The organism is Hydrogenophaga sp. FW305-3-2-15-A-LB1 (genome assembly GCF_058787875.1).
Genome location: NZ_JBYTAE010000044.1, coordinates 1 through 13,523, shown reverse-complemented (window position 1 = coordinate 13,523; position 13,523 = coordinate 1). Strand labels below are relative to the sequence as shown.

At 64.0% G+C, this 13,523-nt stretch carries 12 protein-coding genes; 11 read left to right on the top strand and 1 reads right to left on the bottom strand.

Translation table 11 applies throughout. The annotated features are described in order from the left end of the window. Positions 1 to 24: 24 nt before the first annotated feature. The 11 genes from AC3WPZ_RS14795 to AC3WPZ_RS14745 all read left to right on the top strand — a co-directional run bounded on the left by AC3WPZ_RS14795 (position 25) and on the right by AC3WPZ_RS14745 (position 12,106). Complete coding sequence (locus tag AC3WPZ_RS14795; protein ID WP_492434549.1) at positions 25 to 834, top strand: YbaY family lipoprotein; 810 nt, start codon at positions 25 to 27, stop codon at positions 832 to 834. A gap of 226 nt (positions 835 to 1,060) precedes the next feature. Further along, the gene (locus AC3WPZ_RS14790) at positions 1,061 to 1,747 is read left to right on the top strand and encodes a response regulator transcription factor (RefSeq protein WP_492440281.1); all 687 of its coding nucleotides are present in this window, start codon (positions 1,061 to 1,063) and stop codon (positions 1,745 to 1,747) included. A 106-nt stretch (positions 1,748 to 1,853) separates the two neighbouring features. Next, positions 1,854 to 3,602 (top strand): ATP-binding protein, encoded by a 1,749-nt coding sequence (locus AC3WPZ_RS14785; protein ID WP_492440279.1) that lies wholly within the window; start codon positions 1,854 to 1,856, stop codon positions 3,600 to 3,602. A 34-nt stretch (positions 3,603 to 3,636) separates the two neighbouring features. Beyond that, positions 3,637 to 4,278 carry a hypothetical protein gene (locus tag AC3WPZ_RS14780; protein WP_492440277.1) on the top strand — a complete coding sequence of 214 codons (642 nt, stop codon included), beginning with the start codon at positions 3,637 to 3,639 and terminating at the stop codon, positions 4,276 to 4,278. A gap of 268 nt (positions 4,279 to 4,546) precedes the next feature. Next, positions 4,547 to 5,065 (top strand): hypothetical protein, encoded by a 519-nt coding sequence (locus AC3WPZ_RS14775; RefSeq protein WP_492440275.1) that lies wholly within the window; start codon positions 4,547 to 4,549, stop codon positions 5,063 to 5,065. 54 nt (positions 5,066 to 5,119) lie between these two features. Beyond that, positions 5,120 to 5,977, top strand: a complete 858-nt coding sequence (locus tag AC3WPZ_RS14770; protein WP_492440273.1) for a hypothetical protein — start codon at positions 5,120 to 5,122, stop codon at positions 5,975 to 5,977. Positions 5,978 to 6,250: 273 nt separating this feature from the next. Continuing rightward, positions 6,251 to 7,132: a hypothetical protein gene (locus tag AC3WPZ_RS14765; RefSeq protein ID WP_492440271.1), complete on the top strand. Its 882-nt coding sequence runs from the start codon at positions 6,251 to 6,253 to the stop codon at positions 7,130 to 7,132. 5 nt (positions 7,133 to 7,137) lie between these two features. Beyond that, on the top strand, positions 7,138 to 8,772 hold the full coding sequence (locus AC3WPZ_RS14760; RefSeq protein ID WP_492440269.1) for a hypothetical protein: 1,635 nt from the start codon (positions 7,138 to 7,140) through the stop codon (positions 8,770 to 8,772). An 85-nt stretch (positions 8,773 to 8,857) separates the two neighbouring features. After that, on the top strand, positions 8,858 to 10,204 hold the full coding sequence (locus AC3WPZ_RS14755) for an HlyD family type I secretion periplasmic adaptor subunit (protein WP_492440267.1): 1,347 nt from the start codon (positions 8,858 to 8,860) through the stop codon (positions 10,202 to 10,204). Beyond that, entirely contained in the window at positions 10,194 to 11,546 is a 1,353-nt protein-coding gene (locus tag AC3WPZ_RS14750) for a TolC family outer membrane protein (protein WP_492440265.1), read from the top strand. The genes AC3WPZ_RS14755 and AC3WPZ_RS14750 overlap by 11 nt, the downstream gene beginning before the upstream one ends. Continuing rightward, positions 11,543 to 12,106 (top strand): toxin-activating lysine-acyltransferase, encoded by a 564-nt coding sequence (locus tag AC3WPZ_RS14745; RefSeq protein WP_492440263.1) that lies wholly within the window; start codon positions 11,543 to 11,545, stop codon positions 12,104 to 12,106. The genes AC3WPZ_RS14750 and AC3WPZ_RS14745 overlap by 4 nt, the downstream gene beginning before the upstream one ends. Here the strand turns inward: AC3WPZ_RS14745 and AC3WPZ_RS14740 are convergent. Continuing rightward, positions 12,075 to 13,499: an FAD-binding oxidoreductase gene (locus AC3WPZ_RS14740; RefSeq protein ID WP_382163518.1), complete on the bottom strand. Its 1,425-nt coding sequence runs from the start codon at positions 13,497 to 13,499 to the stop codon at positions 12,075 to 12,077. The genes AC3WPZ_RS14745 and AC3WPZ_RS14740 overlap by 32 nt on opposite strands. Between the last annotated feature and the right edge of the window lie 24 nt (positions 13,500 to 13,523).

The window sequence follows — 13,523 nt, the reverse complement described above, 5'->3', positions numbered from 1 at the left end:
ATCCCTTTTTTCAGGAGCCTCCCGATGACGATGTCGAACCTCTCCAGCCCACGCGTGTCCCGCCGTCCCCTGCTGGGCGCCCTGGCCACCGGCCTGCTGCTCACGGCCTGCGGCACGCCCGTCACCAACCCGCCGTCCTACACGGTGACCGGCACGGCCCGCTTCGAAGGGACGATCGCCCTGCCGCCCAACGCGGTGCTTGACGTGTCGGTGGCCGACGTGTCCCGCGCCGATGGTGGCTCCGTCACGCTGGCCCACTTCGCCGGCCCCGCCAGCGGCCCGCAGCCGCTGCGCTTCAGCCTGCCGGTGGAGCAGCGGCGGGTGCAGGAGAAGGGCAGCTACTCGGTGCGCGCCGAGATCCTGGTGGATGGCAAGGCCTTGTACGTCACCGACAGCGCCTACCTCGTGCTCGGTCACTCAGGCACGACCCATGCCGACGTGCTGCTGCGCCCGGTCGACACCCGCGCGCAGCCCGCCGCGCCCAGGATCGAGAACGTGCGCTGGGTGCTGGTGTCGCTCGACGGTCAGCCCCTGCCCGCGCAGGATCCGGCCAAGGCGCCGCACTTCGTCCTGAACAGCGATGGCCGCCGCGTGACCGGCTCGGGTGGCTGCAACGAACTCATCGGCACCTACACCCTGAACGGCCAGGCCCTGCAGATGCTGCGCGGCCCACGCCGCGAACTGCAAACCTGTGCGGCCGACATGGAGCGCGAACGCGCCTTCATGTTCGCGCTGGCCACCACCGAACAGTGGGCCATGCAGGGCCCGCGCCTGCGCCTGCTGGACCGGCTGGGCGCACAGGTGGCGGTGCTGGAGGCGCGCCCGGCGCCCTGACGCCCACCGATCGACGCCCCCGGGGTACACGCATCGGGGTGCCGGTGCGTCGATTCGTTCCCTGAACAGAGTCCTTCAATGACTCATGACGCGAACTCGTGCGTCATGTGCGTTGTGGTGCGCGCGCCGAAATAGATTGCGCGGCTGAGCGTTCTTGAGCCCAGGCCCTCTTTCAGAAGGGCCCATACGAACCAATCAAGAGCCAGGGACTGGGAGGACATCCACCATGGGTTCGCCGTTCGCGCCTGATACACGAGCCTACACGCCGGCTCCCTTCGAGATTCTCGTGGTCGAGGACCATCCGATGATGATCCGTTCGATCACGGCTGGTCTGGAGGCGATGCACGCCAATGTCCATGCGACCGATTGCATCGCGACCGTCAGCTCCCTGATGCAGGCAAAACACCGGCTGCGCCGAAGCGAGCCGCCCGGGTTGATCATCACGGACCTCCATTTGCCCGACTCAAGAGGGTTGGACACCTTGCGAGCCCTGCTCCACGCGGCGCCCGGCACGCCCATCGTTGTCTTCAGTGCCTGTGATGACCACGCTACCGAGCGGGCTGTCCTGGCGCTGGGCGCGTACGCCTTCGTTTCCAAATCGGCACTGCCGCAGAACTTCGTCCAGCAGATCAGGCCCTTCCTGGCGCCCCTGCGAAGGGGGCGGAAAACCCCGCTCGTATCGCCACCAGGGGCGCCGCATCCCATCGCCCTGCTGACGAAGCGTCAGCGCGACGTGCTCGCGGAAGCGGCCAGTGGATACCGCGACCGCGAAATCGGGTTGCGCCTGAAGATTGGCCCACACACGGTCCGCAGCCATTTGAGAGTCATCTTTCTGCGGCTGGGGGTGCAGAACCGGACGCAGGCCTCGAGTCTGTACATCGCCTGGGCCAAAGCGAATGGCATGCTGGTTTAAGTGGCTGGCCCTCATGGCCTTGTTGTTGGGGGCCCATTCCCTTGCCGCAGCAATGCCCTTGGACCCTGGCGCGGATCGTGTCCCCCTTTGGGCCGCCCTGCAAACCGTGGCCGACCCGCAAGGCGAACTCACTCCTGGGCGGGTGGGTGCCCTTGTCGCGGCGGGCGATGCCATCCCTCTGCCGCATGCCAACCATGCGTTTGGCAAGTGGCTGCCCTACCCCTACTGGGCACAACTCACCCTCAGCAACCCCGGCCCCGACCCCCAGGCCTGGCTGCTTACCTACGAGTTGCCGACCCAGGACGAAGTGCGCCTGTGGATTCAGGACGATCAAGGGCAATGGGTAGAGCATCCGCAACTCGAAAACCTGCGCCCCTTAGCGCCCTCGTCGGGTCTGCTCTACCCCGCGTGGCGGCTGAAACTGCAGGGTGGGCAGAAAGCCAGCCTGATGCTGCGGCTCGATGGCTACAACCTCATGCGCTTCCCGCTGTTCGCGGTGCGCGACGACGCCTTCGTGCTGACGCAGGGCAAGCTGCATCTGTGGATTGGTTTGGTGCTGGCCGTGCCCCTGGTGGTGGTGCTCTATGTGTTGACGCTGATCCCCGTGGCGGCAGACCGATCCTTGCCGCTGTTCCTTGCCATGGCCGCCTGCGAAATGCTGGGGGCCATGTGGGTCTCAGGCGTGATGCACCAGCTGCTGCCGTGGCTGGACCGCTGGCAGGCAGGGTGGCTGGGTTGGGCGGGGTATGTCGGTTTGCTCGGCCTGAGCGCCCTGCATGCCCGCGTCTTTCTCGGTACGCGCGAAGACGACCCGGTGGCGGACGCGCTGCTGCGCGCCGGCGCGTGGCTCTGGCTGGTGGTGGTTCCCGCGATCGCCATCCTCCGACCCGAGACCTCGCGCCTCATGCTGGTGATGGGCGGCACCGTGTACGCCTTTGCCATGGTGTACCTCGCCGTGCGCCACGCCATCAGGCGTGCCGAAACGCACCGCTTGTTGTTTCTCGCCGTGTGGGGCGTCTATGCGTTCTCCGGCCTGTTGTACGTGCTCTACCGGCTGATCGCCTTGCCCATCCATGTCACCCTGATCTCCAACTTCGTGCAGGGCTCCCTGGTCGCGGCCTTGCTGGGCTGCGCGGTCAGCGTGCAGATCATCCGCAAGCGCAACCAGCTGCAGGCCAGCGTCAACCGAGCGCAAGACCGCAGCCTGCTCTACGCCGCCGCGCAGCACGACCTTCTGCAGCCACTGCAAAGCGTGAACCTGTACGTGCAAGCCTTGCGGGACGCGCCGCCGCGCAAACACGAGGGGCTCCTGCTCGGCATTGATGAAGCCATGAGAGCCGTCAACGACTTCATGGTCAGCATGCGCCAGATGAGCACGAACGAGCAACCCGTGCTGGACCTCAAGGTGGTCAGCCTGCACGCCGCGCTTGATCCCGTGGTGCAGGAATTCCGTCAATGGACGAGGGCCCGCCACGTCACGCTGCGCTACCTACCCACGCACCGACTGGTCCGCACCGACGTGCTGATCCTGCAGCGCATCGCACGCAACCTGCTGTCCAACGCCCTGCGCTACACCGATGAAGGCGGTCGCATCCTCATCGGCTGCAAGCGCAGGCAGGGCCGCCTGTGGCTCATGGTGATCGACACCGGCATCGGCATGACCGAGGCCGATGCCGCCCGGTGCTTCGAGGCATTCCAGCGCGGCGGCGAGTTGGAGCGCGTGCCCGAGGGCATGGGCATTGGCTTGTACAGCGTCAAGCGCATGGCGGCCTTGCTGGGGCAGTCGATCACGCTCGCGAGCGTGTCGGGCAAGGGAACTGCGGTGGGGGTTTCGCTGGCGGCGTGGGTTGCGTGAGAGAGGTTGGAGTCCAGCCCATCGCGGGTCTGGAGTGGCAAGCCCGATCGCTGAATTTCACTGTTTTGTGGGATGGGCAGATCTTGAGGGCTTCCGCAGAATCGCGCCTCGTTCAATTCACAAGGACTTTTTCTATGCGCACTTCTTCAAAATCGCCATTACCTTGTTGCCCCTTCTGCTCGCAGCGTGCGGCGGTGGGGGTGGCGACGCCAACACCAGCGCCGCACCCTCCACCTCAGCCATGTCCGATCCTGTGGACAAGTACCTCGGGCGCTGGGTGGACGCCTGCGACGTGGTGTGGGCTGTAAGCGCACACCCGTCTTACCCCAACGGTGTGTCGGAAGCAAAAGACATCACGATTGGCAAGATCAGCGCCAACCAGTACGGAATCGTGACCGTCGAAAGAACGTATCACAACACCACATGCGCAGGTTCACCAGCTACCGAGGGAACCATTCTGGGTACTGCACAGATTCGAGGCACCAAGACCGTCGCCTTCGGAGCGGTCGACAAGGTGATCCTTGAGCAAGGCGACACCCCTCTGAAGCTGATCACGCAGGTGGTGGATGGTCGCCTCTACAACACCAGTGCCACCAGTCCGGGCATCGCGCTGGACGCAGAAGGCTATCCAACGTCTGTAGTTCCTTCCGAGTTCTGGACCCCGGTTTCGCACTGACCCGAGAAGCCTGATCAACACCAACGCCATGCAGACCTGGACGCCTTTGCCGCAGTCGGGGCAAGTGCTCAACACGCGCACGGCGAACGACGGTCGCTATGTGTGCGCAGCTTGAAAGAAGCATCGCTTCGCGTGCTCCATACGCCGCGCGGATGAAGAGCGCAAGACGCAAATGGAGAACGCATCTCACTGTTTTGTGGGATGGGCAAAGTTTGCGCGCTCAACAGAATCGACCGACATCGAAAGATTTGCATAGGAGCCTCGTTGCATGAAGACAGTACGTAGCCTTCGCCAGTTCTCTAAAGAGGATTGGAAGAACCCCTTCGGTCTTGCACTGATCGGGTACTACCTTGTGATGGCAGTCGTGGGACTGCTGATCCCCGATGACATCTTGATCAGCAACGCCTGGGCGCGGGAGTTCAGTGACTTCATGGCATCGATCGTTCCGCAGATCGATCGCATCACTGCGTTGGGTATCAAGCCCGAGGTGAACCGGTTTTACTTTTCGCTTTTAGGGGGGGCAAGTTGCATCGCCTTCCTCCTTGGGGTCGCGCTGGTTGTTGAAGGGCGCAAGAAAGACTACCCAATGTGGACAACTCCAATTTTCGAAACAGCGTGGCGTTCGGTGGGTATGTCAATGCTCGTGCTTTGGAGTCAGATGCTGTGGGTGGTTGACCCGTCACTTCGACTGACGAAGCTTATGTTTTCAACCGGCGTCGGTCGAGGGCTTTTGGGGCAATTCGTTTTTTCTTTTGCACCAATGCTGCTTTTTCATTGGTGGTGGTAGTGATCGGTGGATGGTTGTCGGGGTATATCCCCCGTCGGATACAGGAGCAAAAGAATGGCTGAATCGACCAAGGTTCAAACCGGCAAAGTCTTTGATTTCGACAACGGGGTAATTTCTGAAATAGAGAGCACTGGTAGCTTTGAATTCAATACGGACGTTCTCACCACGGCTGGACCACGCGCGCGCGTTCCGACCATAGAAATCCTGTCGGATGGCCCTTCAGCTGTTGCCGCCGGTGTGGAGAAAGGCGCAGAAAAAGCCGTCGTAGCTCTTCCCACAACGGGCGGCATCACAGGCCGTATCGCGCCGGTTGCTGGCTATGTCGGCATGGCCAATGACACGATCAATGTCGGACAGCATGTCGCTCAGGGCAACGGGGCCGAAGCCGCGACAGAGGGGCTCGGCGTTGCGGGACAAGCTAGCGGCGCATGGGTAGGGGCGGAGATTGGAGCCGGACTAACTTCCTTTTACCCACCCTTGGTTCCAGTTGGAGTCCTTCTAGGTGCCGCGGTTGGCGCCCTAGGTGGCGCCTCCGGTGCCAAATCCCTAGGCACGTACCTCACCGGAGGAGACACACCCGACAAGATGGGCCCGCCCCAAACGCTGCCGGCAGGCACGCCGCTGGAGCCGACCATCACCACCGCCGATGGCGACCGGTACGCGCTCGTGCAAGTCGATGGCAAATACACGTGGTTTGCCATGCTGGACAACAGCAACCTGAACCTGTCCAGCTTACATCGAAGTCGTCAGCGGCGCCAAGATGGCCGAACTCACTGGCGCGTATCTGGAGGCCTCGGACTTCCCTGCACAGTTGGCCGAGTACGGCGCCAAGATGGCCGAGGCTCAGCGTGCGCAACTGCAAGACGCCTTTACCAGAAGCGAGATCGAGTACGCGAACTCCATTGGCCCTGATGGCAGGAGTTGGGGCACACCCACGCCCATCAACACCAACGCCACGCAGACCTGGACACCTTCGCCGCAGTCCTGGCAAGTGCTCAACACGTGCGCAGCGAACGACTGCCGCTACGTGAGCGCAGCTTGAAGGAAGTATCGACTCGCGCGCTGCATAAGCCGCGCGGATGAAGAGTGTGAGACGCAAATGGATAGTGCATCTCATTGTTTTGTGGGATGGACGAAGTCTGGGCGATCAACAGAATCGGACCGTTCCGATGAGGAGAGAAGGACGTGGAAATGAAGAGCAAAAGATGGTTGTTTTGGCTGTTGGCGGTGGTTCTGATGCCTGCCCTGGTGCTGGCCGCGATGCTGACCTATGAAATCAAGAGCCCGTGGTTTCCGCGCATCGGACTGCCTGCGTTCGATCACGAGAAAGCCAAGCTGCTGACGCCAGAGAAGCGGGCGGCCTACGAGCAAGAGCTGTTCAGCGAGCTGCAGATGTGGAACACCGGCAGTCGCAAGTACCCAAAGCTGGAAGACATTCGCAAGCGCGAGCAGCGTTGGATGGAAATGGCCGAGGACGGCTTCGAGCTGGCCCACATTACCTTGAGTGTGTTGCAACCTGGCGCTGGACGGGTGTTCAGCTTGCGAGGACCGATGCATCGACTTGAAGAGTTGGCGCAGCAGGGAGACGTGGGCGCAATGTGCTTGATGCCTGGGCTGGTGGGAAAAGCGACCGCTGCAAAAAACACGGACTCTTATGAGTCTTCCTACAAAAAATGGTTGGAGGTCGGGGCGGCGAAGGCCCATCCCGAGTGCATGAAGGCATTCGGTGGGCGACTTCTCTTGGGTACAGATGGCTACACCCAAAACACCGAAGTAGGTTTGAACCTCTTGTTCAAAGCTCGTAGCGCAGGCTATTCGCATGACCTGGGGGCTCTCATCCTTCACTACAAGAATAAGGGACTTTCAGATCTAAGGGATATCCGGCGACTCTACTGCTGGACATCTGTCGAAGAGGACCAAATTTGGCAGCGAAATGAGCCGGAGAAACTTGTAGAAAAAATACACGAGGAGGGGGAGCTTCGCAAGCGACCAGAGCTTGTTGCGCTAAGCGATGAACTGCGCGGCAAGCGCATGAGCTTGGGTGATTGTTTGAAGCTTGGAAGGTGATCTAAATGCGAAACTCCTCGACGACTCAATATCTCGCACAACTTAACCATCAATGGACGACAAAGAACTCAGCGCTGAGCGGCGCTTATCAACAAGCAAAAGCGAGTGCAGTTGAGCTTCAGCGGAGGGCAACGGTAGACCGCTCGTTGGAGCCACAGCTTGATCAGGCAAGGCTCGTCGAACTCAAAGCAGCTCAAGCCTACAACCAGTTTCTAGAGACCGGCAACGCGGCGTATCAGCTCTCCCGCGACATAGCGAACAAGCTCAAGAGCGGCCAAAATCTCAGCGCGCTCGAGCGGCATCAACTGCAGGTTGAACAGGCCAAGCTCGAATCGGCCTTCGAGGCCTTCAACGATTTCAAACAGGGCCAAGGCCTCAAGCCCGCGACGACCTCTCCGGTCTACACCAATGGTCGCGCCTACTACGACGACGGCCGGGTGGAATGGGACACCAGCACCCTGCACGGGCAAGCCGGTTCGATGTGGGATGCTGCCAAAGAGGCCATGCCCGACGTCCTGCGCGCGTTCACGCTCTCGCAAGAAGATCAGTACACGGCGTGCGTCGGTGTCATCTCAAGCTTCACGGGGGCGCTCGCAGGCAAGGCGCTGCCCGCTGGCGGATTCGCCTCTGGTTTCTCTGCCGACGTGTGGGACCAGATGGCCGGTGCGGCTTTCCCTACTTCACCAGCCGAACAGACCTGCCGCCTGATCTACCCCGCCAACAAGGCGCCCGATTGGTTGCAGAAGCATGGCAGCGCCGTCGAAGGTTTCGACGAAACATTGGGCGAGCTCATCGCTTTCGATGTGGACGCTTCGGTGTTGGCCCAGTACGGTTTGGCCGATGTGCTCTCCGAAAGCGTAGGCGCTGGGCAGTTGAATGCAGACGATGCGCAGCAGTGGCTCGGCGACGCCACGGGTTCGGACATCCTCAGCATTGCCACCCTGCCAGAGCTGCCTACACACGCCTATCAGGTTGCTAGCGCCGTGCTTCCCGACGCCGATGCGGGTATTTGGAGCGATGGTGGCCTCATGGGTGGCGTGCCCTGGGTGCCCGAACCTATCACCAGCAACCCCTACAGCTTCGACGCCTACCTGCAAGGCGCGGGCGCCGCGCTGAGTCCCGCCCAGCAGGCCGCACTGGCCGCTGCGCTGGGCGACCTGGGCACCGGAGGGCTGGACTTCGTCACGCTGCCCGGCGGTGGCGGCACGCTGATGACCAACGCCGATGGCGAGGTGATTGGAGAGATCCACACCGACGCATCCGGCGCCACACGCTTGAAGACCCACCGCATCAATGCCGACGGCAGCGTAGACGCCGTGGACGACTACGTGCTGTCCAACGGCGAAGTGGTGACCTCAGAGCAATACACCGCTGCTCAAGCCACCCAGGCCGCCGGCGCGGTGGGTCTGATGAACAGCATCATCGGCCTGCAAAGCTGGCCATTGCCCGCGCGCTGGCGGTCGATCCGCGCATCCTGCTGTTGGACGAGGCCACGGCCGCGCTCGATTACGAAAGCGAAAAGGCCATTCACGACAACATGGCCCGCATTTGCGAAGGCCGCACGGTCTTCATCGTGGCGCACCGTCTCTCGACGCTGCGGCTGGCGGACCGCGTGTTGGTGCTCGACGGCGGGCGGTTGATCGAAAGTGGCCACCATCGGGACCTGTTGCGGATCAACGGGCGGTATGCGTCGCTCTACCGCGCCCATCAAGTGCTGGAGGCCGCATGAGCGCCGCCATCTCCCTCGTGCCGGCGCCCGCCGAGCCCACCTTGCACGCGTTCTCGCCGGACGCTCTGACTTTGCAACGGCCTGTGCCCTGGGCGGTGGCCCGCATGATCAGTCTGGGCATTTGCACCATGGCGCTGTGTGCGCTGGTGTTCGCATGGCTCGCGCCCGTGGACATCGTGGTTTCGTCGCAAGGAAGGGTGATTCCTTCAGGGCGCAGCAAGGTGGTGCAGCCGCTGGAATCTGGCGTGGTGCGGGTGATCGCGGTGCGCGATGGGCAGTCGGTGAAAGCCGGCGATCTGTTGGTGGAGCTCGACCCCACCAATGCGCAGGCGGACCAGAGCCGTGTGCAACGCGATTTCTGGGACGCCAATGCAGATGTCGCACGGTTGGAGGCCGAGCTGAGTGGTTCTTCGTCTGTTGCATGGCCCGACGGGGTTCCGGCCGATGTTGTGCAGCGGCAGGATGCGTTGCTGGTCAGCCAGCGTGCCGAGCATGCACAGCGCCTGGCCACGCTGGACGCTGACGTGGCACGCCGCGAAGCAGATCGCGATGCGATCGCCGTCAGTGTGGAACAACTCGGGCAGAGCGTGCCTCTGCTGCGCCAGAAGCACGCGATGCGCGAAGAGCTGGCCACCACAGGGCACATTCCACGCGCAGGCGTCATCGAATCTCGCCTCGAGCTGATGGCCATGGAGAAGGAGCTGGCGGTTCAGCGCAACCGCCAGCGGGAGGCCGCGGCTGGCCGTGAGGCCGCGCTGCAGCAGCGCGCGCAAGCGCGTGCCGAGTTTCGCGTGCGCGCCAGCGCGGAGCTGAGCGAGGCCATTCGCAAGCGTGAGACGGCGCGGCAGGAGTTGGTCAAGGCCACGTTGCGCGGCGATCTTCAGACGCTGCGAAGCCCCATCGACGGGGTGGTCCAGCAATTGGCGGTGACGACGGTGGGTGGGGTGGTGACGCCAGCGCAGCCGCTCATGACCATCGTGCCAGCGGGCAGCGGCCTGGAAGTGGAGGCGCAGGTGCTCAACAAGGACATCGGCCACGTTCGTCCTGGTCAGCGGGTCGTCAACAAGGTGGAGACCTACGATTTCACGCGCTACGGTTTCATCGAGGGCCGTGTGTCCTGGGTGGGCACAGACGCGGTCAACGACCCGAAGCTCGGACCGGTCTACCCGGTGCGCATCGAGCTGTCGCAGATGCACACGCCGAATGAGGTCAACGGCGCACCTGGGCGGATCGGCGCGGGCATGAACGTCGTTTCGGACATCCGGACGGGAGAGCGGCGCATGCTCGAGTACTTCCTTGCCCCGATGCTTCGCTACAAGCAGGAGGCAATCCGTGAGCGCTGAAGGCTTCTTCCGATTCTTTTGCGTGCAGGCCTTGTTCTGTGGCCTGGTACCCGCTGTGGCGCAGGCCGAGGATCTGCTGGATGTCGTGTGCCTAGCACGCGCCCACGACGCCACCTACCTCGCCGCGCGTCATGCGCTCGATGCCGCGGCCGAACGGCCTGTGCAGGCCCGCGCCGCGCTGCTGCCGGTGGTGAACGCGTCGGCGGCCAGCAATCGGCAGTCAGGGCAAGCCGCGTTTGCGGAGGCGGCGCCCCTGGATCGCAAGGTGCGCAACTGGAACTGGAATCTCCAGTTGACGCAGCCAATCTGGCGACCGGCGAACCACGCGGGTTGGCGCCAGGCCGAAGCCCTGCATGCCCAGGCACGTGAGCAGTTCCATCAGGCGGAGCAGGAGCTTCTGTTGCGTGCCGCTCAGTCCTATCTGGATGTGCTGGTGGCCCAGGAAGGCGTGCGCGCGGCGGGCTCTTATCGGACCGCCGTGGAGCAGCAACTGGCGTTGGCGACGCGAAACTACGAAGTAGGCACCGGTGCCCTCACGGACGTCCACGAGGCGCAAGCCAGGCGCGATGCGGTTCAGGCGCAGTGGGTGGCGGCTCAAAACGATGTGGAATTGCGCCAGGCGGAGCTGCAGCGGCTCTTGGGCGATGCGCCGGGCGCGCTGCAACCGATGGACCCTGTGGCCGCCTTGCCGCCGTTGCCTGAGGGTGGGCTCGACCGCTGGCTGGATGCCGCACGGGTGGGGCACCCGGGGGTGAGGCTCCAGCAGGCCGCTGTGGACGCCGCGCGTGCGGATGTGAAACGCCAGACGGCCGGCCACTCACCGTCGCTGGACCTGACGGCGAACTACGGCCCGGCCTACGCTTCGGGCAGCATGGGGTCGCCAGCGGACATTGCCAGCCGGGTGCGCACGGCCCAGCTGGGCGTGACCTTCACGTTGCCGCTCTACGCGGGTGGCGGCACCCAATCCCGCGTGCGCGAGGCCTTGGCGTTGTGCGACAAGGCGGAGGAAGAGCTGGAAGCCGCGCGGCGGCAGGCGTCCACGCTGGCGCGTCAGGCTTACGCCGGGCTGGCCAACGGGCAGGCGCAGGTGGAGGCACTGGCTTCGGCGGTGCGTTCCAGCGAGGCCGCTCTCGAGTCCAACCGCATTGGTTACCGCATTGGCACGCGCATCAACACGGATGTGCTCAATGCCCAACAGCAGCTGCACACCGCCCAACGCGACTGGCACAAGGCCCGGGCCGACAGCCTGATGAGTGCCCTGCGGCTCAAGGCCGCGGTGGGCGAACTGTCCGAGGCCGATCTGGCCGCCAGCAACGCGCTTCTTGCGCCCCGACTTCCATGACCACGCTTTCCAACCCATCGATGCACACGTCCATCCCAGGTTCGCCGGAGCCGGCCGACACCGTTCATGCACTCGCCGAACTGGCGCGAACTCAGGCCCAGAACACCTTGCAGAAAATTCCCATGCTGGGCGCTGTGACTTGGCTGATGCTGCAGCAGTCCGCTTTTCGGGCCTCCCTGTTGGCCGACCTGGAGTGGCGCGTTCTGCCCCCGCTGATGCTGGGGCAGGCGCGGCTCTTCATGCGCGGCGACGCGCCTGTGGGCTATGCGTCCTGGGCCCTGCTGTCGGAAGAAGCCGCCTGCCGCTGGCGCCAATCGCCGCACCGCTTGGCGCTGCAGGATTGGAACAGCGGCGAACAGGCGTGGCTGATCGATGTGTTCACGCCCTATGGCGGGGCGCGTGAAATGCTGGAGGAGTTGCGCAACACCCAACTCGCGGGGCGGGAATTGCGCCAGCTTGTGCCTTTGCCCGAACAATCCCCTCAGGAGCTGCGTTGGCCACCGGTGGAGGGCTTGGACGCCGGAGCGATCAAAGCGCGAAGATCTTCCCCGGGTTCATGATGTTGTCCGGGTCGAGCGCGCGCTTGATGGTGCGCATCATGTCGACCGCGCCGGTGCCGGCCTCGGTCACCAGGAAGTCCATCTTGTGCAGGCCCACGCCGTGTTCGCCGGTGCAGGTGCCTTCCAGGCTCAGCGCGCGCGCCACCAGTTTGTGGTTGAGTTCCTCGGCCAGCGTGTGCTCTTCGGGCTTGTTGGGGTCGATCAGGTAGCCGAAGTGGAAGTTGCCGTCGCCCACGTGGCCGACGAGGAAGTAGGGCAGGCCGGCAGCGTCGGCTTCGCTCACCGAGTCCAGCAGGCAGTCGGCCAGGCGGCTGATGGGCACGCAGGTGTCGGTGGAGATCGCGCGGCAGCCCGGCTTGCTCTGGATCGCGGCGAAGTAGGCGTTGTGCCGCGCCGTCCACAGGCGCGTGCGCTCCTCGGGCGTGTCGGCCCATTCGAAGGCGTTGCCACCGAACTCGCTGGCGATCTCCTGCACCGTCTCGGCCTGTTCCTTCACGCTCGCGGGCGAGCCGTGGAATTCCATCAGCAGCATGTTCTCTTCGCGCAGGCCGAGCTTGCTGTGCGTGTTGACCATGCGCACGGTGTTGTGGTCGATGAGTTCGCAGCGCGCGATCGGCACGCCGAGCTGGATCACCTGGATCACGGTGCGCACCGCGGCTTCGATGGTGGGGAAGGAGCAGGTCGCGGCCGAGATGGCTTCGGGCAGCGGGTAGAGCTTGAGCGTGATCTCGGTCATCACGCCCAGCGTGCCTTCGCTGCCCACCATCAGGCGCGTGAGGTCGTAGCCGGCGCTGCTCTTTCTGGCGCGTGTGCCGGTGCGGATGACCTCGCCGCGCGCGGTGACGACTTCGAGCGCCAGCACGTTCTCGCGCATGGTGCCGTAGCGCACCGCGTTCGTGCCCGAGGCGCGCGTGGCCGACATGCCACCGATGGAGGCGTCGGCGCCCGGGTCGATCGGGAAGAACAGGCCTTCGCTTTTGACCGCTTCGTTGAGCGCCTTGCGCGTCACGCCGGGCTGCACGGTCACGGTCAGGTCTTCAGCGTTGATGGACAGCACGCTGTTCATGCGGCTCACGTCGATGCTGATGCCACCCTGCACGGCCAGCAGGTGGCCTTCGAGCGAGGAGCCCACACCGAAGGGGATCACCGGCACGCGGTGCTGGGCGGCCAGCTTCACGGCATCGGCCACGTCCTGCGTGCTCTCGGCGAACACCACGGCCACCGGCGGCGGCACCTCGTACACCGACTCGTCGCGGCCGTGCTGCTCGCGCACCACCAGGGCGGTGGAGCATTGCGCGCCGAATCGCGCCTGCAGGGCCGTGAGGAACTCGGCCGGGACGGCGCGCTGGTGGACTTCGGGGGTGAGGTGGCTCAGGGCGGTGGGGGCGTTCATGGGGCTTGTCTCCGGCAGCAGTGG